The sequence below is a fragment of the Pseudomonas sp. QL9 genome (assembly GCF_041409665.1).
Classification (GTDB): Bacteria; Pseudomonadota; Gammaproteobacteria; order Pseudomonadales; family Pseudomonadaceae; genus Pseudomonas; species Pseudomonas knackmussii.
Genome location: NZ_CP166971.1, coordinates 1,888,917 through 1,911,513, shown reverse-complemented (window position 1 = coordinate 1,911,513; position 22,597 = coordinate 1,888,917). Strand labels below are relative to the sequence as shown.

Genomic DNA, 22,597 nt, shown 5'->3' with positions numbered 1-22,597 from the left:
TCCCCGGGAGTTGCAGCTTAGAACTTGTAGCCGAAGCCGACCATGTAGACCCACGGGTCGACGTCGACGTTGACCTTGGTCTTCTGTACGCCCAGGGCGCTCGGGCCGTCGACGCTGGCCTTGGTGTCGATGTCCATGTACCAGACCGAGACGTTCACCAGCGCGTGCGGGTTGAGCATGTAGTCGAAGCCCAGTTCGCCGGCCAGGCCCCAGGAGTCCTGCAGCTTCAGGTTGCTGAAGCCCTGGTCCTCGCGTTGGCTGGACAGGTTTTCGTCGAAGAAGGTGGTGTAGTTGACGCCGATGCCGGCGTAGGGCTGGAACGGGTTGTTCTGGCCGCCCATGGGGTAGTACTGCAGCAGCACGGTCGGCGGCAGCTGCTTGACGTCGGCCAGCTTGCCGTCCAGGCCGGTCAGGCCGGTGGCGTGGTTCAGGCCCTTGACGTCCACCTGGTGGTTGAACGGAGTGGCGGCGACAAGCTCGACGCCCAGTTGGTCGGTGAACAGGTAGCTGAAGGTCAGGCCCAGCTGGGTATCGCTGTCCACGGTGGCCTTGGTGCCGCTCACCTTGTTGCCGTCGAGCTTGACGTTGCCGCTGTCGTCGTTCGGAGCGACGGTGGCGAAGCCGCCACGGATGATGAAGTCACCGGCGCGGTGGCCCATGAATTCATCGGCCGCCTGGGCGGCGAAGGGGGCGGCGACCGTGGCGGCGAGCAGGGCTGCAGCGAGCGGGGTCTTGAACATGACGGAGCTCCATGAGTTTCGAATTAGTGTTGGTGCTCCGCATGATAGTCAGCGATCCGTGGCGCTTCTTGACGCAGCTCAATACGGGCAAAAGGCCCGACCTTGACAAGCTGCGACAAGCCGTCGCAGTCACTGCCCCTCGTATTCGTAGGGCGCCACCTCGTCGGCCTTGAGCTGGTAGCCGGCCTGCGCGAGGTCGCTGTCCAGGGCCTTCACGCTGATTTTCCCGGTGACCCAGAACGGCTGGTACAGCTCATCCATCTTCACGCCCTTGGCGTCGTGCACGTAGACGATCTGGTTCGACGGCGGCGGCGGCACGTGGATGCAGGCGCCGTAGTAGGGCACCAGGAGGAACTCGCGGACCTCGCCGTCGGCCGCCACGTCCAGCGGCACCACATAGCCGGGTAGCTTGATTTGCTGGCCGTCCAGCGCCTGCACCACGGGTGCGTTCGGTGTCTGCTGCTTCGCCGCCGGGGCGCTCTCGGTGTTGAGCGTATCGGCCAGCTTGGAGATGTCGTGCATCGGCACCGGCGGCGGGGGCGGCGGAGCGCCCTCGGGGATCAGCTGCGGCCAGGTCAGGGTGCGCGGCTCGCCGGCCAAGGCCGAGCCGCTGGCGAGCAGGACGAGAAAAAGACCCAGGGCGAGAGAAACTTTCTTCAAGGTTCAGGCACTCACAGGCGGATCGACAGGCCATCGGCCAGGGACTGGCGGTACGCGCGCCAGGCCGGCACGCAGCCCATCAGTAGGGCGGCCAGGAGTATGCCGCCGAGCAGCGACCACTCATAGGCGCTGGGCGCCGCCAGCGGCAGGTAGATGCCGTAGTTGGCCTGCACGAAGCCTTGCGCCGCGCCTATGCCCACGTAAAGCAGGCCGAGCCCGAGGGCGACGCCGGCCAGCGCCAGGGCGAAGGCCTCGGCCACCAGCAGGCTGAACACGTGCCAGGGCCGCGCGCCCACCGAGCGCAGGATGGCCATTTCGCGGCGGCGTTCGTTGAGGCTGGTGAGGATCGCCGTGAGCATGCCGATCAGCCCGGTCAGCACGACGAACAGCGAGACCACGAACAGTGCCTTCTCCGCCGTGCCCATCAGCCCCCAGAGCTCCTGCAGGGCGACGCCGGGGAGGATCGCCAGCAACGGTTCGCCGTCGTATTCGTTGATCTGCCGCTGCAGGGCGAAGGTCGCCACCTTGCTCTTCAGGCCGAGCAGGAAGGCGGTGATGGCGGTTGGTTGCAGGTTCATCGCCCGCGCCTGGTCGGCGCTGATGCGGCCGTCGCCGCGCGCCGGCACGCCGTTCTTCCAGTCGACGTGCAGCGCTTCCATGCCCGCGAGGGATATGTGCAGCGTGCGATCCACCGGCGTGCCGGTGCGGGCGAGGATGCCGACCACGGTGAACGGCTTGTCGGCGTGCTGCACCAGGCTGATGGTGCTCACGCCGTGGCTGAGGACGATGTGGTCGCCGAGCTTGTAGTGCAGCGCCTCGGCTACTTCGGCGCCGAGCACCACGTCGAACAGGTCCTGGCCGAAGGGCCGGCCTTCGGCGAGCTGCAGCGCCTGGTCGTGGCCGTAGTGGTAGTGCTCGAAGTAGCTGGCGTCGGTGCCCATCACCCGGTAGCCGCGGTGTGAGTCGCCCAGGGAGATCGGGATGGCCCACTTCACCAGCGGGCTTTCCTTCACCGTCTCGAAGCTTTCCCAGCGGATGTTGTTGGTGGCGTTGCCGATGCGGAACACCGAGTAGAGCAGCAGGTTGATGGAGCCCGAGCGCGCGCCGACGATCAGGTCGGTGCCGGCGATGGTGCTGGCGAAGCTGGCGCGGGCTTCGCTGCGCACCCGCTCGACGGCCAGCAGCAGGCAGGCCGAGAGGGCGATGGCGAAGACCGTGAGCAGGGCGGTGAAACGGCGGTTGGCGAGGCTGGCCAGGGCCAGGCGGAACAGGTACATGCTCAGATCCCGGGGGCAGTGGCGGCGCGGTTGAGGTCGGCCAGCGACAGGCTGCGGTCGAACAGCCGCGCCAGGCTCTGGTCGTGGCTGACGAACAGCAGGCTGGCGCCGGCGTCGCGGCATTCGGCGAACAGCAGTTGGAGGAAGGCTTCGCGGGCGTCGGCATCGAGCGCCGAGGTCGGTTCGTCGGCGATCACCAGCTCCGGCTGGCCGATCAGCGCGCGCGCCGCGGCGACCCGCTGCTGCTGGCCGATCGACAGGTTGTCGGCGCGCCGCTGCTGCAGTGCTGCATCGCCCAGGCCAAGGTGCGCGAGCAATGCGCGCGAGGCTTCGGCGACGCTGCCGTGGCGCTCCTTCGCACGCGCCGCGCGACTGCGCGAGAAGTGGCAGGGCAGCTCGACGTTCTCCAGCACCGAGAGGAACGGCAGCAGGTTGAACTGCTGGAAGATGTAGCCGGTGTGGTCGACGCGGAAGTGATCGCGGCGCGCGGCGGAGAGCTGCGCCAGATCTTCGCCGAGCAGGCGGATGCTGCCGCGTTGCGGCTTCTGTACGCCGCCGAGCAGGCCGAGCAGGGTGGTCTTGCCGCTGCCGGACGGGCCCTTGAGGAACAGCGTCTCGCCGCGGCGCAGGGCGAAGTGCGGGATGTCCAGCAGCTCCGCCTGGCCGGGCCAGGCGAAGCCGAGGTCGCGGAGTTCGAGCAGGTCATCCATGGCCGGTCAGAAGCTCAGCAGGCTGTTCGACGGGGTCAGCTCGGCGCCTTGCTGGCCTTTCGGGCCGATCAACTGCACCACCAGCTTCTGGGTGGCGGGGAAGCGCTTGAACAGCGGCGCCAGGTCTAGGCTGGCGAGGGCTTCGGGCGAGGCGCAGGTCAGGGTGTAGTGGGCGTTGATGTCGGCGTGCTGGTGGCCTTCGTGCTCGTCGCCGTCGTCATCGTGGTCTTCGGCCTTGGCGTTGCCGAACAGCGGGCTGCTCAGCTCGACCTCGGTGACGCTGCAATTGGCCGCGACCGGCGGCACGAACAGCTCCAGCGGCTTGCCCAGCTGGATGCGGGCGGCGGCTACTGTGGCCTGGTCGGCGGCGCTGCTGGCCGGGTGTTCGAAGCCGACGAAGTTCATCGCCGGGCTGTCCACCTCCAGTTCCAGGGTCTTGCCGTCCAGCGCGACGTTGAGCTGGGCCACACCATGCTCGTGCTTGCCGAGGCTGTGCTGGTGTTCGTCATGGGCCTGGGCGGCGGCGAAAGGGAGCAAGGCCAGGGCAAGCAGCAGGGGGCGCATCGGGTTCTCCAACGGTCGGGATGTTTCAGGGGTTGTTACGTTATAACAAAGTGTTGTCGGCGCCTAGGGGGATTCCAATTGGCGCTCGTGCGACGGCGTGGGAGCATGCGCGCCACTCTGGAGGAAATGCCCATGCGAATTCGCGGACACATCGGCGACTGGCCGGTGGACCTGGTGCTGGAACTGGACGAGGCGGAATGGCGGCGCCTGGGGGTGGCGCTACAGCAAGCGCCGATTGCAGTCGAGCCTGTAGCGCCCGTGGATAACCCGCCGCCATCCAGCGCGGCCGAGCGCCTCTGGCAGGCGGCCTGTGACCTGTTGCGCCAGGCCGGCAGCAGCGAAGGGCCGCAACTGCTCGACGAGCTGAGCGCCCTGGCCGGCAGCGCCGGCGCGGCCAAGGGCTTGCTGGTACGCCTGCGGCACAGCCCGAATGTGAAGATCGAGGTGTGTGACGGAACGCAGGTGTTCAGTTGGGTGGAGGTCTGAGACGGGAGGGCTCTTCGTAGGAGCGAGCTTGCTCGCGAACGACTCCTCGGTGGAGCTGGTTCGCGAGCAAGCTCGCTCCTGCAAACGATGGTTTGGTGCGGGTTAGTACAGCAGGTTGGCCAGCTTGCGGCGGTAGGTGGTGACCAGCGGGTGGTCGTTGCCGAGCAGGTCGAATACCTGCACCAGGGTCTTGCGCGGCAGGCCGTCGCCATAGTCGCGGTTGCGCTGGAACAGGCGCAGCAGGCCGTCCATCGCCGCTTCGTACTGCTGGCGGGCGAGTTGCTGCACGGCCAGTTGGTAGGCCGCTTCGTCATCGTTGGCGTCGGCCGCGAGACGGGTCTTCAGGGTGGCGGCGTTGGGCAGATCGGCGGCCTGGCGAAGGAAGGTCAGCTGCGCCTTCGCGGCGGCCAGGGCCTGCTTGTGCTCGTCGCTCTTCACCGCGCCCAGCACGGTCTCGGCTTCACCCAGCTCGCCGCGTTCGGCCAGGCAGCGGGCGTAGAGGATCAGCGCGGCGGCGTTGGTGTTGTCTTCGCTCAGCAGGGCCTTGAGCTGGGCCTCGGCGTCGGCGAAGCGGCTCTCGGCGAAAGCCGCCTGTGCAGCCTCCAGCGGGTTGGCGGCGGGCGCTGCCGGCGGCTGCACGTGTTGTTCGAGCATCTGGCGAATTGCCGATTCCGGCTGCGCACCGGCGAAGCCGTCGAGCGGCTGGCCGTCCTTGAACAGCACCACGGTGGGCAGGCTGCGGATGCCGAAGCGCATGACGATGTCCTGCTCGACATCGCAGTTGACCTTGGCCAGCAGCAATTCCCCCTGGTACGACTCGGTGATCTGCGCGAGCAGTGGCATCAGCGACTTGCACGGGGCGCACCAGTCGGCCCAGAAGTCGACCAGCACCGGCTTGTGGAAGGAGTTCTGGATCACCAGCTGGTCGAAGTTGGCCGAGCTGACGTCGAAGATGTAGGGGGTATCGCTCATGGGGGCTCTCGTCGTGCGCAGGGGCGATTGATTCGGGGTGCCACTATAAGTGGGGGCGCGCTGTGGGGGAAACAAGGTGGGCGCGGCGGCGTGCAGCCGGTGTCTCTAGTTTCCCGCGTTCGCGGGAATGACGACGTAGGTGCGGGCGCTTTCGACGTCGCGGAAAGGGTGCGGTGATTTTCATCGTCATCCCCGCGAACGCGGGGACCCAGCGAGCGGTGCTTAGCCCTCGCGCCGTGCGTGGTACAGGCTGACCTTGCGGAATTCGTGGGGCTCGGCCAGGTCCGGCCAGGTGCAGGCGTCGAGGATGTCCAGGCGCCGGTACAGCGGGTGCTGGAAGTCGCGGACCCGCGAGTCGGCCACCAGGGCTTCGCGGCCGCGGCCGAGGAAGGCGTCGAGCAGCGGCAGGTTGGCGCGGTCGTAGAGCACGTCGGCGACCAGGATCAGGTCGTAGTCGTTTGCTTCCTTGAAGAAATCGTCGGAATAGCTCAGCTCCACGCCGTTGAGTGCGGCGTTCGCGCGGCTGGCGGCCAGGGCCAGCGGGTCGAGGTCGCAGGCCACCACTTCGCGGGCGCCGGCCTTGACCGCGGCGATGGCGGCGATGCCGGAGCCTGCGCCGAAGTCCAGCACGCGCTTGCCGGCGACCCACTCCGGGCGCTCGGCCAGCCAGCGCGCCATGGCCAGGCCGCTGGCCCAGCAGAAGCACCAGTAGGGCGGCTCTTCGAGGATGCGCCGGGTTTCCTCCGGGTTGAACTGGCGATCCATGTTGTCGGCGTCGATCAGCCACAGCGAGAGCTCGGTGCCGGGCAGGCGCTCGGCGACCAGGCGCGCGTCGCCGAGCAGTTCGACGAGGGCCTGCTGCAACTCGCGCGGCGGATTCACGGTGCCTGCTCCAGGCGCAGTTCGCCGAGGGCCTGCGATTGCGCCGCGGCGATCGGGATGGGGCGCAGGCGCCAGGCCAACTGGCCGTTCTGCGCGACCCGCACGTGCAGCTCGACGCGTGCGCCGGCTGGGAAGGCGCTCGGATCGAAGCGCAGGCTGAAGGGCAGGGCGCCGCCGTTGCCGAGCAGGTCGAGGCTGGCGAGGGCGCCTTGCGGGTGATCGCGTTGGTCCATCAGCAGCAGCGCCACTTCCACTTCCGCACCGGCCGGCAGGTAGCCACGGGCACTGGTGATGGTGCCGGACAGTTCGCGCTGGTTGGCCGGCAGCGGCGCGCTGGCCTTGGCCTGCGACATGGCGGGCGGCTGCTCGGGAGCGGGTTGCTTGCTCGAGCAGGCGGCCAGCAGTGCCAGGGTGAAGAGGCAGAGGAGGCGGAGTGGCATGGGGCGGTGTCCCTCGCGACGGATTCCAGGGCGGCGTGTATAGCCTAAAGTGTGGGGCTTGTCTTGCGGGAATGCTCGGCTGGTCGATGGGCAGCAGCGGATGCGCTACCATTGGCGATCTTTCTGTAGGGCCTTTCCTGCCATGCATTGTCCGTTCTGCGCTGCCAATGACACCAAAGTCATCGACTCGCGCCTGGTCGCCGAGGGCGATCAGGTCCGCCGCCGCCGCGAATGCCTGGCCTGCGGCGAGCGCTTCACCACCTTCGAGACCGCCGAGCTGGTCATGCCGCGCCTGATCAAGCAGGACGGCAGCCGCCAGCCGTTCGACGAGGACAAGCTGCGCGCCGGCATGCAGCGCGCGCTGGAGAAGCGTCCGGTGGGCGTCGATCGCCTGGAAGAAGCCATCGCCCACATCAAGCACAAGCTGCGCGCGACCGGTGAGCGCGAGGTGAAGTCGCGGGTGCTCGGCGAGTTGGTGATGGCCGAGCTGCAGAAGCTTGACGAAGTCGCCTACATCCGCTTCGCCTCGGTCTACCGGCGCTTCCAGGACCTCAACGAGTTCCGCGAAGAGATCGAGCGCCTGGCGCGCGAGCCGTCCAAGGAATGAGCGCCGTCGACCAGGCCCATATGGCGCGCGCGCTGGAACTGGCGCGCAAGGGGCTCTATTCGACCCATCCGAATCCGCGCGTCGGCTGCGTGATCGTCAAGGACGGCCAGGTGCTCGGCGAAGGCTGGCACGTGCGCGCCGGCGAGCCGCACGCCGAGGTCCACGCCCTGCGCCAGGCCGGCGAGCGAGCCCGCGGCGCCACCGCCTACGTGACCCTGGAGCCCTGCAGCCACTTCGGTCGCACGCCGCCGTGCGCGGACGCTTTGGTCAACGCTGGCGTCGCCCGCGTAGTGGCGGCCATGCAGGACCCCAACCCGCAAGTCGCCGGGCGTGGCCTGCTGCGCCTGGCCGACGCCGGCATCGAGGTTTCCTCCGGCGTGCTGGAGGCCGAGGCCCGCGAGCTCAACGTCGGCTTCATCAAGCGCATGGAGAGCGGCCTGCCGTTCGTCCGCGTCAAGCTGGCGATGAGCCTGGACGGCCGCACGGCCATGGCCAGCGGCGAGAGCCAGTGGATCACTGGCCCGGCTGCGCGCCGCGCCGTTCAGCGCCTGCGCGCACGTTCCAGCGTGGTGCTCTCCGGCGCCGATACCGTGCTTCTGGATGACGCCCGCCTCACCGTGCGGCCCGATGAACTGGGTCTCGACCCCGAGCAGACCGCCCTGGCAGCTGGGCGCCAGCCGCTGCGCGTGCTGGTCGATGGCCGCCTGCGGGTGCCGCCGGATGCGCCTTTCTACCGTGCGGGGCCGGCGCTGGTCGCCAGTTCTGCCGAGCGTGAGGGCTTCGCCGCCGACGGTCGCGAGCTGCTCGTGCTGCCGGGCAACGATGGCCATGTCGATCTGCCGCGGCTGCTCGCCGAGCTGGGCTCGCGTGGTGTCAATGAGGTGCTGGTGGAAGCCGGCCCGCGCCTGGCCGGTGCCTTCGCTCGCCAGGGGTTGGTGGACGAGTATCAGGTCTTCATGGCGCCCAAGCTTCTCGGCTCCAGCGCCCGTCCCTTGCTCGACCTGCCGCTGGACAAAATGGCCGAGGCGCGTGAGCTGCGCATCCTCGACATTCGCGCGGTGGGCGACGACTGGCTGGTCACTGCGCGTCCCGCCTGAAGCGTTCCGATCCGATTTCCTCATCCTTCCCGCGAATGCGGAGACTCACCCAACTGAATCTTCCGACTTGCGGCCGCCTGTGGTAAAACGCCACACGCGGCCGGCTTTGCAACGGCCGCGATTGACGTTCTCAGGGCGGGGTGCAAGTCCCCACCGGCGGTAATGGCGCGCAATGCGTCTAGCCCGCGAGCGCTTGCCACGACCGGCTTTCACGGCGGAGCGGCAAGGTCAGCAGACCCGGTGCGATTCCGGGGCCGACGGTAACAGTCCGGATGAAGAGAGAACGGGATGAGCCTGCGCTCGGCGTGCCTGCGCGCGTCCGCAAAAGTCCCTTCGATCCGATTTGCCCTGTTTTTCCCAAAACAGGAGTTCAGTTGCATGCACCACCCCTTCGTTTTCCGTCCGCTGGCCCGTGCCGGCGCGCAGCCGCATAGCGCTGCCCAGGAGGCCCCATGTTCACCGGCATAATCGAAGCCATCGGCACCATCCGCTCGATCACCCCCAAGGGCGGTGACGTGCGCCTGTACGTGCAGACCGGCAAGCTGGACCTCGGCGACGTCAAGCTCGGCGACAGCATCGCGGTCAACGGCATCTGCCTCACCGCCGTTGATCTGCCCGGCGACGGCTTCTGGGCCGACGTCAGCCGCGAAACCCTGGCGCGCACCGCCTTCCACCAGCTCAAGGTCGGCAGCAAAGTGAACCTGGAGAAGGCCCTGACCCCGACCACCCGCCTGGGCGGCCACCTGGTCAGCGGGCACGTCGACGGCGTCGGCGAGATCGTCAAGCGCGAGGATAACGCCCGCGCCATTCAGTTCACCGTGCGCGCGCCGCGTGAGCTGGCCAAGTACATCGCGCTCAAGGGCTCGATCACCGTCGACGGCACCAGCCTGACGGTCAACGCCGTGAACGGCGCCGAGTTCGAGCTGACCATCGTCCCGCACACCCTGGTCGAGACGATAATGGACGACTACCGCCCGGGCCGTGAGGTCAACCTCGAGGTCGACCTGCTGGCGCGCTACCTCGAGCGCCTGCTGCTCGGCGACAAGGCCGCCGAGCCCAGCGCCCCTGGCATCACCGAAGCATTCCTGGCCGAAAACGGCTTCATGAAGCACTGATTAGGAGCTGCCCAGATGGCACTCAACAGCATCGAAGAACTGGTCGAAGACATCCGCCAAGGCAAGATGGTCATCCTCATGGATGACGAGGACCGCGAGAACGAAGGCGACCTGATCATGGCCGCCGAGTGCGTCCGCACCGAAGACATCAACTTCATGGCCAAGCACGCCCGCGGCCTGATCTGCATGCCGATGACCCGCGAGCGTTGCGAGCGCCTCGGCCTGCCGCTGATGGTGCAGCGCAACGGTTCCGGCTTCGGCACCAAGTTCACCGTTTCCATCGAGGCCGCCGAAGGCGTGACCACCGGCATCTCCGCCGCCGACCGCGCCCGCACCGTGCAGGCCGCCGCCGCCAAGAATGCCGTGGCTGCCGATATCGTCAGCCCCGGCCACATCTTCCCGCTGATGGCCCAGCCCGGCGGCACCCTGGCTCGCGCCGGCCACACCGAAGCTGCCTGCGACCTCGCGCGCATGGCCGGTTTCGAGGCTTCCGGGGTGATCTGCGAGATCATGAACGACGACGGCACCATGGCCCGCCGTCCGGAACTGGAAGAATTCGCCAAGCAGCACGGCATCAAGATCGGCACCATCGCCGAGCTGATCCACTATCGGCTGATCCACGAGCGCACCGTCGAGCGCCTGGCCGAACAGCCGCTGGACACCGAGCTCGGCCAGTTCAAGCTGATCACCTACCGCGACTCCGTGGAAGGCGAAGTGCACCTGGCGCTGACCCTCGGCAGCATCTGCGCCGAAGAAGCGACCCTGGTGCGCGTGCATAACATGGACCCGCTGCGCGACCTGCTGATGGTCAACCAGGCCGGTCGCTGGAACCTGCGCGCGGCCATGGCCAAGGTGGCCGAAGCCGGCCGTGGCGTGGTGCTGCTGCTCGGTCACCAGATCGGCGGCGAGGACCTGCTGGCCCACGTGCGCGAAATCGCCAACCCCGCGGCGGCGCCCAAGCCGACCACCACCTACAGTACGGTAGGGGCCGGTTCGCAGATCCTGCGCGACCTCGGCGTGCGCAAGATGCGCCTGATGTCGGCGCCGATGCGCTTCAACGCGATATCCGGTTTCGACCTGGAAGTTGTAGAATACCTGCCCGCTGAATGATCGCCCGCCGCCGCGCCCCGCGCGGCGGCCGTGCCTCAGCCCATTTCTTTCGGGGTGCCCCGAGCGCCCCGGCTCTTTAGACAAACGAGACCTGTCCATGACCCTGAAGACCATCGAAGGTACCTTCATCGCCCCCAAAGGCCGTTTCGCCCTGGTGGTCGGCCGCTTCAACAGCTTCGTCGTCGAAAGCCTGGTGAGCGGCGCCATCGACGCCCTGGTTCGCCACGGCGTCGCTGAAAGCGAAATCACCATCATCCGTGCCCCGGGCGCCTTCGAGATCCCGCTGGTCGCGCAGAAAGTCGCCAAGCGCGGCGAGTTCGACGCCATCATCGCCCTCGGCGCGGTCATCCGTGGCGGCACCCCGCATTTCGAGTACGTCGCCGGTGAGTGCACCAAGGGCCTGGCCCAGGTCTCCCTGCAGTTCGACGTACCGGTCGCCTTCGGCGTGCTGACCGTCGACTCCATCGAACAGGCCATCGAGCGTTCCGGCACCAAGGCCGGCAACAAAGGCGCCGAAGCCGCGCTGTCCGCCCTGGAAATGGTGAGCCTGCTGTCGCAGTTGGAGGCCAAGTGAGCAACACCGACAACGGTGCTCCGGCCAAACCGGCCAAGCCGAACAAGATCGCCATGCGCCGCAAGGCCCGCAGCCTCGCGGTGCAGGCCCTGTACTCCTGGCACATGGCCGGTCAGTCGCTGAACGAGATCGAGGCGAGCTTCCGCACCGAGAACGATTTCAGCGATGTCGATGGCGCCTACTTCCACGAGATCCTTCACGGCGTGCCGCGCCTGAAGAGCGAGCTGGACGAGGCGTTCACGCCTTGCCTGGATCGCGCGCTGGACGAGGTCGACCCGGTCGAGCTGGCGATCCTGCGCCTGGCCACCTACGAGCTGCGCGTGCGCCTGGACGTGCCGTACAAAGTGGTGATCAACGAAGGCATCGAGCTGGCCAAGACCTTCGGCGCCACCGACGGCCACAAGTTCGTCAACGGCGTGCTGGACAAGCTGGCACCGCGCCTGCGCGCGGCCGAGCTGCGCGGCGCGAAGCGCTGAGGCTTCGTTCGCGCCGGCATGGGTGAGTTCGAACTGATCCGCCGCTACTTCGCCGCGGCCGCCTGTGCGGCTGCGAGCGAAGGCGTTGCGCTGGGCATCGGCGACGACTGCGCCCTGCTGACGCCGGCCGCCGGCCAACAGCTGGCGGTGTCCACCGACACCCTGGTGGCCGGCGTGCATTTTCCCGCCCTCTGCGATCCCTACCTGCTCGGCCAGCGTGCCCTGGCAGTCTCCGCCAGCGACCTGGCCGGGATGGGCGCCGCGCCCCTGGCGTTCACCCTCGCGCTGACCCTGCCCGAAGCCGATCCGGCCTGGCTGGAGGCCTTCGCCCGCGGCCTCAACCGCATGGCCGAGGACTGCAAGCTGGCGCTGGTCGGTGGCGACACCACACGTGGCCCGCTGAGCATGACCCTGACCGTTTTTGGCCAGGTTCCAGCTGGCCAGGCGCTGACCCGCGCCGGTGCGCGCGTCGGCGACCTGCTCTGCGTCGGTGGTCCGGTGGGCGAGGCGGGCGGTGCGCTGGAGCTGGTGCTTGGCCGCCTGGCTGCCGAACCCGAAGTGGCCGAACCCTTGCTCGCCCGCTACTGGTCGCCGCAACCGCAGCTGGCCCTCGGTCAGGCGCTGCGCGGCCGCGCCACGGCGGCGCTGGACGTTTCCGACGGCCTGCTCGCCGACTGCGGGCATATCGCCCGTGCATCCGGCGTGGCCCTGGTCATCGAGGCCGAGCGCCTGCCCGTGAGCGAGCCGCTGGAAGCGCTGCTTGGTGCGGAGCGTGCGCTGCAGGCCAAGCTCGGCGCCGGCGACGACTACGTCATTGCCTTCACCTTGCCGCCGTCCGAACTGCCCGCCTTGCAGGCGCAATGGCCAGCGTTGGCGGTGATCGGACGGGTGGAAGCGGGCAGCGGTGTGCGCGTGCTGGACCGCAGCGGTCACGACATCACGCCGCGACAGGGCGGCTACCTGCATTTCACGGAGTGACAGTGACAGAGCATCCCCATCAGGCCCCGGCCCAGCCGGTGCCGCCTTCGGTCTGGCGCAACCCCTGGCACTTCCTGGCCTTCGGCTTCGGCTCCGGCACCCTGCCCAAGGCACCGGGCACCTGGGGTTCGCTGGTCGCCATCCCGTTCGTTCCGCTGTGGCAGATGCTGCCGGACTGGGGCTACTGGCTGATGCTCGGGATCACCATGCTGTTCGGCTTCTGGCTGTGCGGCAAGGTGGCCGACGACCTGCGCGTGCACGACCACGAAGGCATCGTCTGGGACGAGATGGTCGGCATGTGGATCACCCTCTGGCTGGTGCCGGAGGGCTGGGTCTGGCTGCTGGTCGGCTTCCTGGCGTTCCGCTTCTTCGACATCCTCAAGCCCTGGCCGATCCGCTGGATCGACCGCCACGTCCACGGCGGAGTCGGCATCATGCTCGACGACCTGCTCGCCGGCGTCTTCGCCTGGCTGGCCATGCAGGGCCTGGTCTGGGCCTGGGTGCACTGGCTGTTCTGACAAGCCGATCGCGTCACTGACGCTGGCGCGTCGCCAGTGTATGTTTGCATCCATCCCAGCGTCCTGCCGACTAGGAGTCGATCATGCTGCGTGCGTTGCTTGCCCTGACCCTTTCTCTCGCCGCCGTAGCGCAAGCCGCGCCGCAGGTGCGGGTCGTCGGCCTGTTCCCCAATGCGGCAGTGGTCAACATCGACGGCCAGCGCAAGTTCCTCAAGGTCGGCGAGACGGGGCCGCAAGGCGTGCAGGTAATCAGCGCCGACAGTCACAAGGCGGTGCTGCGGGTGAATGGCGTCGAGCAGACCTTCGACCTCAGCCGCGAATACAACGCCAGTGGCTATTCCGCGCCGGCCCCGGCGCAGGAAATGGGCATCGCTCGCAACACCGACGGGCATTACTGGGTGTCCGGCTCGATCAACGGTCAGACCGCGCAATTCCTGATCGACACCGGCGCCACCACCATTGCGATGAACGATGAACAGGCACGGCGCCTGGGCATCGATTACCGCGTCGTCGGCAAGCCCATGGTCGCCTCCACGGCCAGCGGCACGGTGCAAGGCTGGCGCGTCACCCTGAACAGCGTGAAGCTCGGCGGCATCGAGGTGCTCGGCGTCGACGCCAGCGTGCTGGAAGGCGGCTTCCCTACCGAGATCCTGCTTGGCATGAGCTACCTCAACCGCGTCGGTTGGCGGGAAGACCAGGGCATGATGTACATCCAGTCCAAGCATTGACGCCGGTCGCGCGGCCGCGCGTTCCATCGATGGCGTCGATTCTTATGTTGCGGAATTCGCGATGACCGGCGCGCCGGCACTGCTGTTACAATGCCGGCTCCTTTCTACTGTCTGACTTTCAGGAGTTTCCGGTGTCCGTCGTGTTCGTCGCCGTCTCCAAACTGCCCACTCCCTTCGGCGAGTTCAACATGCATGGCTTCCTCGACGAGGAGACCGGCAAGGAACATGTCGCCCTGACCATGGGCGAGATCGACGACGGTCAACCGGTACTCGGCCGCCTGCATTCCGAATGCCTGACCGGCGACGCGCTGTTCAGCCTGCGCTGCGACTGCGGCTTCCAGCTGGAAGGCGCGCTCTCGGCCATCGCCCGCGAAGGCCGCGGCGTGCTGCTCTACCTGCGCCAGGAAGGCCGTGGCATTGGCCTGCTGAACAAGATTCGCGCCTACGCCCTGCAGGACGAGGGTGCGGACACCGTGGAAGCCAACCTCAAGCTCGGCTTCGGCGCCGACCAGCGCGACTACGCGATGTGCCTGCCGATGCTGCAGCACCTGGGCGTCTGCTCGCTGAAGCTGATGACCAACAACCCGCGCAAGGTGAAGGCGCTGGAAGGCTACGGCATCACCGTTGCCGAACGCGTACCCCTGCAGAAGGGTCTCAACCCGCACAACAAGCGCTACCTGGCGACCAAGGCCGGCAAACTCGGACACATGCTCGGCGAGCTGCACCAGGGCGAGGCGGAGATCGAGGCGCAGTGAACCGCGCCGCCGAGCACGGCCGCCTGGCCGGACGCTGGTGGTTGCATCTGCTGTTGGCACTCGGTCCGCTCTTCGCGCTGCTGGCCTGGGGCCGCGAGTTCGACGAACTGGCCGTCCTCGCCACGCCGCTCTACATCGCCGCACTGGTCTCGATGTATTTCACCCTGCCGCTGTTCCGCCGCTACAAGCTGGCGCTGATAGCCGCCGGCAAGGCCCGCGATGCCGACGATGAGCCGGAGCGCTGGAGCGAACTGGCCCGCACCTGGCGCAACGGCGTGCTCGGGGCCAGCCTGCCGGCCTGGATAGGCGCGCTGGCCTGCTTCACCGACCTCTCGGGCGTGGCCATCATTCTCCTCGGCCTCACCAGCCTGCTGATCCTCTGGCTCTACCGCGTCCCGCGCCTGATCGTCTGATGCGCCTGGCCGCCGCTGTCCTGCTGCTGCTCCTGGGCCTGCCGGCGCTGGCCGCGCAAAGAGTGATCAGTCTCGCTCCTTCGATGACCGACAGCGTGCTCGAGCTGGGTGCGGAAGATCGCCTGGTCGCGGTGCTCGACGGCGACGTCCGCCCGCCGCAATTGGCCGCGCTGCCCTCGGTTGGCCGGTATGGGCAGCTCGACATGGAGCGCTTGCTGAGCCTGCGCCCCGACCTGCTGCTGGTCTGGCCCGGAAGCATTCCCGAAGCCCAGCTCGCGCGCCTGCGGGAGTTCGGCATTCCCCTGTACATCGCCGAGCCGCATCGCCTCGACGACGTGCCGCAGCAACTGGAAGACCTCGCCGCGCGCCTGGGTGCGGAGCAGAAAGGCAAGGCCTTGGCAGACGACTTCCGCCGGCGTATCTCCGACCTGCGCCAGCGCTATGCGCGGCCGCGCCCGCTGCGGTTGTTCTATCAGGTGTGGAACCAGCCGCTGTACACGCTCGGTGGACGCCAGGTGGTGAGCGATGCGCTGGAGGTCTGCGGCGCGCGCAACCTGTTTGCCGACCTGGCGTTGCCGGCGCCGCAGGTGGGAATGGAGTCGGTACTGGCGCGCGATCCGGAAGTGATACTGGCGCCCAACGCCGAGCAGCTCGCCGAATGGCGCAACATGCCGCAACTCAGCGCGACGCGCCTTGGACAGCTGTGGGTATTGCCCGACCGCAACCTGGAGCGGCCGAGCTACGCGATGCTCGCGGCGACCGAGAAGCTCTGCAGTCTGCTCGCCGGGGCGAAGCCGGCGGCGCATTGATGTTCGCGGATAAGATCCGCTCCTACGCCGGGCGATCCCTGTAGGAGCGGACCTTGTCCGCGATTCGCAACCCCCTCCTCAGAACCCTTCCAGCACGATCTTGCCCTTGGCCGTGCCGCTCTCCAGCAGCGCATGGGCACGACGCAGGTTGGCGGCGTCGATGCGGCCGAAGTGCTCGCCCAGGGTGGTGCGCAGCACGCCCTCGTCGATGAGCTTCGAGACGCGGTTGAGCAGCTTGTGCTGTTCGGTCATGTCGTCGGTCTGGAACATCGAGCGGGTGTACATGAACTCCCAGTGCAGCGACAGGCTCTTCTGCTTGAGCAGGCCGACGTTGAGGCTCGCCGGGTCATCGATCAGCGCCAGGCGGCCTTGCGGGCGCAGGCTGGCGACTATTTGTTCGAGGTGCGTGTCGGTGTGGGTCAGGCTGGCGACGTGGGTCACTTCGCCGATGCCGATGCGCTTCAGTTCCTCGGCCAGCGGCTTGCTGTGGTCGATCACATGGTGGGCGCCGAGGTTGCGTACCCATTCCTGGGTGTCCGCTCGCGAGGCGGTGCCGATCACGGTTGCGCCGGTCAGTTGGCGGGCGAGTTGGGTGAGGATCGAGCCGACGCCGCCGGCGGCGCCGACGATCAGCAGGCTCTGCCCGGCGCTGGCTGCGCCTTCGGCAATCTGCAGACGCTCGAACAGCAGCTCCCAGGCGGTGATGCTGGTCAGCGGCAGGGCTGCAGCCTGGGCGAAGTCGAGGCTCTGCGGCATGGCGCCGACGATGCGTTCGTCGACCACCTGCAGCTCGGCGTTGCTGCCTGGGCGGGTCAGGTCGCCGGCGTAGAACACCTTGTCGCCGGGGCGGAACAGGCTCACTTCGCTGCCCACCGCGCGGACCACGCCGGCGGCGTCCCAGCCCAGCACCTTGTACTCGCCGGCCGGCGGCTCGGCGCGCTGGCGCACCTTGGTGTCCACCGGGTTGACCGAGATGGCGCGCACTTCCACCAGCAGGTCCCGCGGGCCGGGCACGGGTTCCGGCAACTGGATGTCGAGCAGGGTGTCGGCTGCGTCGATAGGGCGGCTGTGGCTGTAGCCGATGGCTTTCATGGCGGGCTCCTTCAGTCGATTCGGTTCATCAGGCGGATATCGAGTTCGGCCAGGTCTGCCTGGGTCGCCTTCACGAAGGCCTGGAAGTGCTCGCTGGCCTCGTGTTCGGCGAGGGCGGCCTCGTCGCGCCATTGCTCGACCATATAGATCAGGTCCGGGTCCTTGCGGTCGCGGTGCATGTCGTACTGGATGCAGCCGGCTTCGGCGCGCGAGGGAACGCGCAGTTCGGCCAACTGCGCCTGCAGGACGTCGGCGCGCCCGGGTTTGGCACGGATGATGGCGATCAGGGTCAACGGAGTGCTCATGGGGCTCGGTCCTTGCGGGGTGAACGATGGGCGCATGCTCCGCTCTTTCGTGGCGAAGAAAAACCGGGTAGGAAGAAAGTCTCTTTCAAAGGAAAATTGAAAATGCTGCGTCTAGATGACCTCCAGGTATTCGTTCGCACGGCCGAGCGCGGCAGTCTGTCCGCCGCCGCCCGCGAGCTGGACGTCTCGCCGGCCGTGGCCAGCGCGGCGCTCAAGCGTCTGGAGGCGGCGCTGCAAACGCGGCTGTTCGCGCGCTCCACGCGCAGCTTGCGGCTAACCGCAGAGGGCGAGCTGTTCCTGGTTCACGCCCGCGCTTCGCTGCAGAGCCTGGAGGATGGCCGCCAGCTGCTGGCCGGCGGGCGCAGCGAGATCGCAGGGGTCTTGCAGGTCTCGGCGCCTTCCGATCTGGGGCGCAACGTCTTGCTGCCATGGTTCGACGAGTTCCAGGCGCAGCATCCGCGCCTGCAGCTGCGCCTGCTCATCAGCGACCGCCAGGCCGACCTCTACCGCCAGCCGGTGGATGTGGCGATCCGTCTTGGCCAGCCGCCGGACTCCAGCCTGGTGGCGTTGCCCCTGGATGCCGACAACCGCCGCGTGCTCTGCGGCGCGCCGGCGTACTTCGCGCGGCATGGCCGGCCGCAGCAGCCGGAGGACCTGCTGCGGCACAACTGCCTGCTGTACATGCTCGGCGGGCGCGCCCACGAACGCTGGAGCTTTGCCGACGGCAAGCGCAGCCAGGTGGTGACGGTGAGCGGCGACCGCGTCTGCGACGATGCCGACGTGGTGCGGCGCTGGGCGGTAGCGGGGCGAGGGCTGGTCTACAAGTCCTGGCTGGACGTGGCGGCCGACGTGCGCGCCGGACGCCTGGAAGTGGTGTTGGCGGACTACCAGGGCGAGCCGGCACCGCTGAACCTGTTCTGCACCCACCGCGCGCAACTGAGTCGGCCGGTGACTCTGCTACGCGAGTTCATCCAGCAGCGATGCGCCGAGTTGCAGCGCGAGCGCCCCGGGCGTTAGAGCGGTCGGTAGCGCGCCACGGCGAGGTTCAGGTCCCAGCCGACGGACAGGCCTAACACCAGCAGCAACGCCGGCACGATCCACCACCAGACCCGCTTCGGCAGCGCCGGCAGCGGCTGATGCCACTGCGCCAGGCCGAGCGCGGCGGCGCAGACGCCAGCGGCCAGCAGCGCGCCGGCGATCACGTCGCTCGGCCAGTGCGCGCCCAGGTAGATGCGCGACCCGGCGATCCAGGTGGCCGGCAGCATCGCCAGCAATAGCCAGGTCAGCCGCACCCGCGGCGAGCTCTCGCGGCTGGCCAGCACGCCGAGCACGAGGAAGCAGGCGAAGGACGCCGAAGCGTGGCCGCTGGGCATGCTGAAAGCGCTCAACGGATCGGCGATCACCTCCGGGCGGGCGCGGGCGAACAGGTGCTTGAGCCCGCCGTTGGCCAGTGCCGTTGCCAGCAGGGCTCCACCAGCGAAAAACGCCTGGCGCCACTGGCGGAAGACCAGCAGCAGGGCGCTGAGCAGTACGCCGACGATGAGCTGGGTGCGGAAGTCGCCAAGGCGGGTCACTGCCACCATCACCTGGTCGAGCAGCGGATGGCGCTCTTCCTGCACCAGCGTCATCAGGCCGTGGTCGAGGGCATCCAGGTGCGGCCAGCCGATCAGCAGCGCCAGCAGCAGCGCGAGGCTGAGCCCGGCGGCGATCGGCGTGGTGTGCCGATGGCCCTTGAGATTGGCGTGGATCAGGGGGGCGCCGAGCAGCGCCAGGCCGCCGGCGATCACCGCCAGTTCCGGCCAGAAACCTTCCGGCAGCGGCAGGCGCAGCGCCGCGCCGGTGGTCCAGCCGGGCAGGAGGTAGGCTACCGACCAGCCGCCGGCGGCCAGGATCGAGACCGCCAGGAAGCGCCCGAAGGGCATGTCGAGCATGCCTGCCACCAGCGGCAGGAACGGCCGCAAGGCGCCGATGAAGCGTCCGACCAGCAGGCTCGCGACGCCATAGCGGGAAACGAAGCCCTCGGCGCCGGCCAGCCATTCCGGGTGATGGCGCAGCAACGGCAGGCGGCGGATGTCCTGGTGGAAGCGCCGGCCCAGCCAGTACGACGACAGGTCGCCGAGCATGCCGCCGGCGAACGCCAGCAGCAGCGTCTCGCCCAGCCCCAACGCCCCGCCACCGGCAAGCAAGGCCAGGGCGAAGAGCATCACCACGCCGGGCAGCACCAGGCCGACTACGGCCGCGCATTCGAGGAATGCGACGAGGAAGACGATCAGGCCGAGCCATTGCGGATGGCTGGCGATCCACTGGTTGAAGACTTCCAGGTTCATGGGCGATGGGCTTCCGAGCTGTCCAGCAGATAGTAGTCACGGCCTTCGACCTGGCCGCGGCGCAAGGGGTTTCGTGTGCAGAAGGGCGCGAAGGCGGCATCGACGAAGCGATACATCAGGTGTTCGTCGCGGCCGTGGGGAATGCCCAGGCGGGTGGTCTGGATGACCTGCGCGGGGCGCTCGCCGATGTCGTCGACGAACAGCCGGTCGGTGTCGAAGCGCTGCGCGTCCCAGTCCGGCACCTTCAGGCCCATGGCCTTGCACAGGAGCGTCTGGCCGGCGCAGAGCTTGCCCAGCGGGCGCTCTCCGCCGTCGGCGGCTGGGTTGAGCTGGCGCATATGGGCGATGGCTTCGTCGCCGCTCATGCGGTCCATCCACGGGTGGCCGGACTTGATCAGCACCGCATTGCCGGCACCGCCGGCGCTGAAGTTCAGTGAGTCGCCGCCGCGCGCGTAGTACATGTAGATGTGCCCGCCGTCGAGGAACAGCGCCTTGCGCTTCTCGGTGTAGCCGAGCGAGGCGTGGCTGCCTTTCTCGGCCAGGTAATAGGCTTCGGTCTCGATGATCCGCGCCGACAGCCAGAGGTCGCCGACGCGGTGACGGATGATCTTGCCCAGCAGTTCGCGGGCTACGGTCTGGGCGTCGCGGTCGAAGAAGGCGTCGGGCAGCGGGCGGGCGTCGGCCCAGGGCAAACCAAGGATGGGATCGGCGGGCATGGGATTGTCGTGGTCGCAGGGCGCTCTTAGGCTGGCGGATGATAACAACAAGAGACTGAATCATGACTGAACGCGTCCGTGCCGACAGCGCGCACATCACCCCCAGTGCGCACTACACCGGTTATGTCTGGTTCCGTCACCAGCTCGCCGAGCCGGCCTTCGCCACCGCCTTCGGGCGCTGGGTGCACGGCTGCGTGACGCCGATCAACTGGGGCGCGCGCCTGGGCTTCGGTCTCGACATCGAGGACTTCCTGCTGCAGCGCCATCTGTTGATAGATGCACAACTGCGCCAGGCCATCGAACAGCGCGGCGCGACCCAGGTAGTCGAGATCGCCTGCGGCCTGTCTCCTCGCGGAAGACGCTTCCGCCAGCGTTATCCGCAGCTCGATTACCTTGAGGCCGACCTGCCGCCAATGGCTGCGCGCAAGGCGGCGTTGCTCGACGGCCAAGGCTGGCTCGACGAACGCCACCGCGTGCGCAGCGTGGACATTCTTGCCGAGGACGGGCCGCAGAGCCTCTCCGCACTCTTTGCCAATCTCGACCGCAAGCGCCCCTTGGTGGTTATCACCGAGGGCCTGGTGAACTACTTCCAGCGCCCGCTGATCGAGGATTTCTGGACGCGCCTGGCACGGGTATTGGCCGACTTCCCGCAAGCTACCTACCTCACCGAGCTTTACCCCGACCTGCGCGAGCACCCGCGCTACCGGCAGATCCGCTGGGGCGTCGGGCTGATCGGCCGGCTGACCCGCGGCGGTTATCCACTGCATTACCGCAGCGAGGCGGAGATCGCCGAAGCCTTCCGCCGCTGCGGATTTGCCGCCGTGGATGTGCTCAACCCGCAGGAGCACAGTGCCGAGCTGGGCCTTGCGCAGGGGCGTATGCCAAGCCTGGTGCGGGTGATCGAGGCGAGGACGTAGGGCGTACAACCGTTCGCGGTTGTACACCGTTACTCCAACGCATTACGCGGCGCGGGCGCCTTGTTGCATCGGCACCACGACTGCCGCGAGCGTGGCGCTGGCCTGCGGTTCGCCGTGGGGGAAGATGAAGGCGAAGCCGTCTGCCGTGCGGCGCAGCGGCAATACGTCCAGTTCGGCCATGCCGCTGGCGGCCAAACGCCAGCCGCGTTGGGGGATATCCCGTGGCAGTTCGGCGCGGACCAGACCGCCGAAGTACCCCAGCTCCGCCAACTCGCACGGCCATTCGCCGCCATCGGCGTGGCGCAGCAGGGCGCGCGGCTGTGCCGGCGGCAGGCGTGGCTCGAAGCGGCGCTCCAGATGCAGCAGTTGCTGGCGCTGGAAACGCGTGCTGCCGGCAGCGTTCGGCGGTAGTGCCTGGCCATCCAGGAAAGGCGTGTAGAGCCGGGCGCAGGCGCCGCGCCGCTCGAACTGCGCCAGGTGGTCGGCATCGTGGATCAGGGCGAATTCGGCGTCGGCGCAGGCGTGGGCGAACTCGGCGTGTTCCCAGGGCTGGGTGAAGTGGTCGTATTCGCCGGCCAGCACCAGGGTCGGGCACTGCGGATGGCGCTCGAAGCCGCCGAAGGCGAGCAGCCTGCGGCTGTTCTGCCGATAGCGCTCGACTTCTGCCGGAGTGAGGCGCTGCAGCTGGCGCAGCAGGGCCTTGCGGAAGACCGGGGAAACGCCGGTGTCGGCCAGCCGCAGCGGGTTGACCAGGCCGGTCAGCACGCCGTTGGCGAAGGGCTCGTGCTGGCCCAGGTCGAGCCGGGCGAGGGCCTCTTCCAGCAGGGCGCGGGCGCCGGGGCGGCCGAAGGCGGTGATGCCGGCCAGCAGCAGGCGCGCGCAGCGCCGCGGATGACGGGCGGCGAACAGGGCAGCCAGCGCCGAGCCGTAGGACAGGCCGATCGGCATCAGCGGCGGCAGTTGCAGTTCCTCGGCGAAGGCGGCGATCAGGTCGGCGAGGTCTTCCAGGCTGAGCTCCGGGGCGAGCTGCAGGTTGCCGCCCTGGCTGGGCAGGTCGAGCAGGATCACCGGGTGCTCGGCGAGCAGTTCGCTGACCTCGCTGGCGAAGGAACGGAAGCTCTGGAACGCCCCGCCCAGCAGCAGGACGGGCGGGCGCGCGTCGTCGGCGCGCAGGGCGAACGCCTGGTAATGCAGTTGCCAGCGTCCCAGTTCGAGCACCGCCGGAGGGGCAGTGAGGGCCTGGGCGCTGTAATCGGTGCGATAGCGCATGGCGAATCTCCGGCGGTGGGCCGCCTCTTATCGTTATTCCCTGGCGTGCTAGTGGCGAAG

At 68.2% G+C, this 22,597-nt stretch carries 28 protein-coding genes and 1 riboswitch; of the genes, 15 read left to right on the top strand and 13 right to left on the bottom strand.

The features are described 5' to 3' along the window. Positions 1–17 precede the first annotated feature (17 nt). From ACA097_RS09005 to ACA097_RS08985, 5 genes are all read right to left on the bottom strand, one after another. On the bottom strand, positions 18–740 hold the full coding sequence (locus tag ACA097_RS09005; RefSeq protein WP_043249014.1) for an OmpW family protein: 723 nt from the start codon (positions 738–740) through the stop codon (positions 18–20). Between the two features lie 129 nt (positions 741–869). Then, positions 870–1,400 carry a DUF3299 domain-containing protein gene (locus ACA097_RS09000; RefSeq protein ID WP_371369854.1) on the bottom strand — a complete coding sequence of 177 codons (531 nt, stop codon included), beginning with the start codon at positions 1,398–1,400 and terminating at the stop codon, positions 870–872. Between the two features lie 11 nt (positions 1,401–1,411). After that, positions 1,412–2,677 carry an ABC transporter permease gene (locus ACA097_RS08995; protein ID WP_371369852.1) on the bottom strand — a complete coding sequence of 422 codons (1,266 nt, stop codon included), beginning with the start codon at positions 2,675–2,677 and terminating at the stop codon, positions 1,412–1,414. A gap of 2 nt (positions 2,678–2,679) precedes the next feature. Then, complete coding sequence (locus ACA097_RS08990; protein ID WP_371369850.1) at positions 2,680–3,387, bottom strand: ABC transporter ATP-binding protein; 708 nt, start codon at positions 3,385–3,387, stop codon at positions 2,680–2,682. Positions 3,388–3,393: 6 nt separating this feature from the next. Then, positions 3,394–3,951 (bottom strand): DUF2796 domain-containing protein, encoded by a 558-nt coding sequence (locus tag ACA097_RS08985; protein ID WP_043249020.1) that lies wholly within the window; start codon positions 3,949–3,951, stop codon positions 3,394–3,396. 105 nt (positions 3,952–4,056) lie between these two features. Between ACA097_RS08985 and ACA097_RS08980 the strand changes: the two genes are divergently transcribed. Then, on the top strand, positions 4,057–4,437 hold the full coding sequence (locus ACA097_RS08980) for a hypothetical protein (protein ID WP_371369847.1): 381 nt from the start codon (positions 4,057–4,059) through the stop codon (positions 4,435–4,437). A gap of 102 nt (positions 4,438–4,539) precedes the next feature. On the opposite strand, the gene trxA is transcribed toward ACA097_RS08980, so the two are convergent. The 3 genes from trxA to ACA097_RS08965 all read right to left on the bottom strand — a co-directional run bounded on the left by trxA (position 4,540) and on the right by ACA097_RS08965 (position 6,731). Next, entirely contained in the window at positions 4,540–5,409 is an 870-nt protein-coding gene (gene trxA / locus ACA097_RS08975) for a thioredoxin (protein ID WP_371369845.1), read from the bottom strand. A gap of 222 nt (positions 5,410–5,631) precedes the next feature. Then, positions 5,632–6,291, bottom strand: a complete 660-nt coding sequence (locus tag ACA097_RS08970) for a 50S ribosomal protein L11 methyltransferase (RefSeq protein WP_371369843.1) — start codon at positions 6,289–6,291, stop codon at positions 5,632–5,634. Further along, positions 6,288–6,731 carry a YbaY family lipoprotein gene (locus ACA097_RS08965; protein WP_371369841.1) on the bottom strand — a complete coding sequence of 148 codons (444 nt, stop codon included), beginning with the start codon at positions 6,729–6,731 and terminating at the stop codon, positions 6,288–6,290. The genes ACA097_RS08970 and ACA097_RS08965 overlap by 4 nt, the downstream gene beginning before the upstream one ends. A 142-nt stretch (positions 6,732–6,873) precedes the next feature. Here ACA097_RS08965 and nrdR point away from each other — a divergent pair, with 142 nt between their 5' ends. The 12 genes from nrdR (at position 6,874) to ACA097_RS08905 (ending at position 15,911) form a co-directional block, all read left to right on the top strand. Next, positions 6,874–7,338 (top strand): transcriptional regulator NrdR, encoded by a 465-nt coding sequence (gene nrdR, locus ACA097_RS08960; RefSeq protein WP_043249030.1) that lies wholly within the window; start codon positions 6,874–6,876, stop codon positions 7,336–7,338. Next, on the top strand, positions 7,335–8,435 hold the full coding sequence (gene ribD, locus ACA097_RS08955; protein ID WP_371369839.1) for a bifunctional diaminohydroxyphosphoribosylaminopyrimidine deaminase/5-amino-6-(5-phosphoribosylamino)uracil reductase RibD: 1,101 nt from the start codon (positions 7,335–7,337) through the stop codon (positions 8,433–8,435). The genes nrdR and ribD overlap by 4 nt, the downstream gene beginning before the upstream one ends. Before the next feature lie 122 nt (positions 8,436–8,557). Further along, a riboswitch (FMN riboswitch) is annotated at positions 8,558–8,724 on the top strand. Between the two features lie 163 nt (positions 8,725–8,887). After that, positions 8,888–9,550 (top strand): riboflavin synthase, encoded by a 663-nt coding sequence (locus tag ACA097_RS08950; RefSeq protein ID WP_043249035.1) that lies wholly within the window; start codon positions 8,888–8,890, stop codon positions 9,548–9,550. A 15-nt stretch (positions 9,551–9,565) separates the two neighbouring features. Continuing rightward, positions 9,566–10,660: a bifunctional 3,4-dihydroxy-2-butanone-4-phosphate synthase/GTP cyclohydrolase II gene (gene ribBA / locus ACA097_RS08945; protein ID WP_043249037.1), complete on the top strand. Its 1,095-nt coding sequence runs from the start codon at positions 9,566–9,568 to the stop codon at positions 10,658–10,660. Positions 10,661–10,757: 97 nt separating this feature from the next. Further along, positions 10,758–11,234, top strand: a complete 477-nt coding sequence (gene ribE, locus ACA097_RS08940) for a 6,7-dimethyl-8-ribityllumazine synthase (RefSeq protein WP_043249039.1) — start codon at positions 10,758–10,760, stop codon at positions 11,232–11,234. Continuing rightward, positions 11,231–11,710: a transcription antitermination factor NusB gene (gene nusB / locus ACA097_RS08935; RefSeq protein WP_043249041.1), complete on the top strand. Its 480-nt coding sequence runs from the start codon at positions 11,231–11,233 to the stop codon at positions 11,708–11,710. The genes ribE and nusB overlap by 4 nt, the downstream gene beginning before the upstream one ends. Positions 11,711–11,728: 18 nt before the next feature. Next, complete coding sequence (gene thiL, locus ACA097_RS08930; protein ID WP_371369836.1) at positions 11,729–12,688, top strand: thiamine-phosphate kinase; 960 nt, start codon at positions 11,729–11,731, stop codon at positions 12,686–12,688. Between the two features lie 2 nt (positions 12,689–12,690). Further along, positions 12,691–13,206 (top strand): phosphatidylglycerophosphatase A, encoded by a 516-nt coding sequence (locus ACA097_RS08925; protein WP_043249044.1) that lies wholly within the window; start codon positions 12,691–12,693, stop codon positions 13,204–13,206. Between the two features lie 83 nt (positions 13,207–13,289). Further along, complete coding sequence (locus ACA097_RS08920) at positions 13,290–13,934, top strand: TIGR02281 family clan AA aspartic protease (RefSeq protein WP_043249047.1); 645 nt, start codon at positions 13,290–13,292, stop codon at positions 13,932–13,934. Between the two features lie 131 nt (positions 13,935–14,065). Next, positions 14,066–14,689 (top strand): GTP cyclohydrolase II, encoded by a 624-nt coding sequence (ribA, locus tag ACA097_RS08915; RefSeq protein WP_371369833.1) that lies wholly within the window; start codon positions 14,066–14,068, stop codon positions 14,687–14,689. Next, positions 14,686–15,102 carry an MFS transporter gene (locus tag ACA097_RS08910; RefSeq protein ID WP_371369831.1) on the top strand — a complete coding sequence of 139 codons (417 nt, stop codon included), beginning with the start codon at positions 14,686–14,688 and terminating at the stop codon, positions 15,100–15,102. The genes ribA and ACA097_RS08910 overlap by 4 nt, the downstream gene beginning before the upstream one ends. Further along, positions 15,102–15,911 (top strand): cobalamin-binding protein, encoded by an 810-nt coding sequence (locus tag ACA097_RS08905; protein WP_371369829.1) that lies wholly within the window; start codon positions 15,102–15,104, stop codon positions 15,909–15,911. Before ACA097_RS08910 ends, ACA097_RS08905 begins: the two co-directional genes overlap by 1 nt. Before the next feature lie 78 nt (positions 15,912–15,989). Here ACA097_RS08905 and ACA097_RS08900 read toward each other — a convergent pair whose 3' ends face one another. Together ACA097_RS08900 and ACA097_RS08895 are read right to left on the bottom strand one after the other, a co-directional pair. Next, entirely contained in the window at positions 15,990–17,003 is a 1,014-nt protein-coding gene (locus ACA097_RS08900) for a zinc-binding alcohol dehydrogenase family protein (RefSeq protein ID WP_371369827.1), read from the bottom strand. Positions 17,004–17,014: 11 nt separating this feature from the next. Then, complete coding sequence (locus ACA097_RS08895) at positions 17,015–17,308, bottom strand: putative quinol monooxygenase (RefSeq protein ID WP_371369825.1); 294 nt, start codon at positions 17,306–17,308, stop codon at positions 17,015–17,017. Between the two features lie 102 nt (positions 17,309–17,410). Between ACA097_RS08895 and ACA097_RS08890 the strand changes: the two genes are divergently transcribed. After that, positions 17,411–18,325, top strand: coding sequence for a LysR family transcriptional regulator (locus ACA097_RS08890; RefSeq protein WP_371369823.1), 915 nt, complete (start codon positions 17,411–17,413; stop codon positions 18,323–18,325). Here the strand turns inward: ACA097_RS08890 and ACA097_RS08885 are convergent. Both ACA097_RS08885 and ACA097_RS08880 read right to left on the bottom strand, forming a co-directional pair. After that, the gene (locus tag ACA097_RS08885) at positions 18,322–19,635 is read right to left on the bottom strand and encodes a bifunctional DedA family/phosphatase PAP2 family protein (protein WP_371369821.1); all 1,314 of its coding nucleotides are present in this window, start codon (positions 19,633–19,635) and stop codon (positions 18,322–18,324) included. The two genes, ACA097_RS08890 and ACA097_RS08885, sit on opposite strands and share 4 nt — an antisense overlap. Continuing rightward, positions 19,632–20,351 carry a DNA-3-methyladenine glycosylase gene (locus tag ACA097_RS08880; RefSeq protein WP_371369819.1) on the bottom strand — a complete coding sequence of 240 codons (720 nt, stop codon included), beginning with the start codon at positions 20,349–20,351 and terminating at the stop codon, positions 19,632–19,634. Before ACA097_RS08880 ends, ACA097_RS08885 begins: the two co-directional genes overlap by 4 nt. 62 nt (positions 20,352–20,413) lie before the next feature. Between ACA097_RS08880 and ACA097_RS08875 the strand changes: the two genes are divergently transcribed. Next, positions 20,414–21,268, top strand: coding sequence for a class I SAM-dependent methyltransferase (locus tag ACA097_RS08875; protein WP_043249066.1), 855 nt, complete (start codon positions 20,414–20,416; stop codon positions 21,266–21,268). A gap of 42 nt (positions 21,269–21,310) precedes the next feature. Here the strand turns inward: ACA097_RS08875 and ACA097_RS08870 are convergent, their stop codons facing one another. Beyond that, positions 21,311–22,537 (bottom strand): alpha/beta fold hydrolase, encoded by a 1,227-nt coding sequence (locus tag ACA097_RS08870; protein WP_371369817.1) that lies wholly within the window; start codon positions 22,535–22,537, stop codon positions 21,311–21,313. Between the last annotated feature and the right edge of the window lie 60 nt (positions 22,538–22,597).

Coding starts and splice junctions, on each gene's coding strand:
- ribE (WP_043249039.1), top strand. CDS start 10,758: ATGACCCTGAAGACCATCGAAGGTACCTTCATCGCCCCCAAAGGCCGT.
- ACA097_RS08900 (WP_371369827.1), bottom strand. CDS start 17,003: ATGAAAGCCATCGGCTACAGCCACAGCCGCCCTATCGACGCAGCCGAC.
- ACA097_RS09005 (WP_043249014.1), bottom strand. CDS start 740: ATGTTCAAGACCCCGCTCGCTGCAGCCCTGCTCGCCGCCACGGTCGCC.
- ACA097_RS08895 (WP_371369825.1), bottom strand. CDS start 17,308: ATGAGCACTCCGTTGACCCTGATCGCCATCATCCGTGCCAAACCCGGG.
- ACA097_RS08965 (WP_371369841.1), bottom strand. CDS start 6,731: ATGCCACTCCGCCTCCTCTGCCTCTTCACCCTGGCACTGCTGGCCGCC.
- ACA097_RS08875 (WP_043249066.1), top strand. CDS start 20,414: ATGACTGAACGCGTCCGTGCCGACAGCGCGCACATCACCCCCAGTGCG.
- nrdR (WP_043249030.1), top strand. CDS start 6,874: ATGCATTGTCCGTTCTGCGCTGCCAATGACACCAAAGTCATCGACTCG.
- trxA (WP_371369845.1), bottom strand. CDS start 5,409: ATGAGCGATACCCCCTACATCTTCGACGTCAGCTCGGCCAACTTCGAC.
- thiL (WP_371369836.1), top strand. CDS start 11,729: ATGGGTGAGTTCGAACTGATCCGCCGCTACTTCGCCGCGGCCGCCTGT.
- ACA097_RS08985 (WP_043249020.1), bottom strand. CDS start 3,951: ATGCGCCCCCTGCTGCTTGCCCTGGCCTTGCTCCCTTTCGCCGCCGCC.
- ribD (WP_371369839.1), top strand. CDS start 7,335: ATGAGCGCCGTCGACCAGGCCCATATGGCGCGCGCGCTGGAACTGGCG.
- ACA097_RS08905 (WP_371369829.1), top strand. CDS start 15,102: ATGCGCCTGGCCGCCGCTGTCCTGCTGCTGCTCCTGGGCCTGCCGGCG.
- ACA097_RS08980 (WP_371369847.1), top strand. CDS start 4,057: ATGCGCGCCACTCTGGAGGAAATGCCCATGCGAATTCGCGGACACATC.
- ACA097_RS08990 (WP_371369850.1), bottom strand. CDS start 3,387: ATGGATGACCTGCTCGAACTCCGCGACCTCGGCTTCGCCTGGCCCGGC.
- ACA097_RS08880 (WP_371369819.1), bottom strand. CDS start 20,351: ATGCCCGCCGATCCCATCCTTGGTTTGCCCTGGGCCGACGCCCGCCCG.
- ribBA (WP_043249037.1), top strand. CDS start 9,566: ATGGCACTCAACAGCATCGAAGAACTGGTCGAAGACATCCGCCAAGGC.
- ACA097_RS08950 (WP_043249035.1), top strand. CDS start 8,888: ATGTTCACCGGCATAATCGAAGCCATCGGCACCATCCGCTCGATCACC.
- ACA097_RS08920 (WP_043249047.1), top strand. CDS start 13,290: ATGCTGCGTGCGTTGCTTGCCCTGACCCTTTCTCTCGCCGCCGTAGCG.
- ACA097_RS08890 (WP_371369823.1), top strand. CDS start 17,411: ATGCTGCGTCTAGATGACCTCCAGGTATTCGTTCGCACGGCCGAGCGC.
- ACA097_RS08885 (WP_371369821.1), bottom strand. CDS start 19,635: ATGAACCTGGAAGTCTTCAACCAGTGGATCGCCAGCCATCCGCAATGG.
- ACA097_RS08995 (WP_371369852.1), bottom strand. CDS start 2,677: ATGTACCTGTTCCGCCTGGCCCTGGCCAGCCTCGCCAACCGCCGTTTC.
- ACA097_RS08870 (WP_371369817.1), bottom strand. CDS start 22,537: ATGCGCTATCGCACCGATTACAGCGCCCAGGCCCTCACTGCCCCTCCG.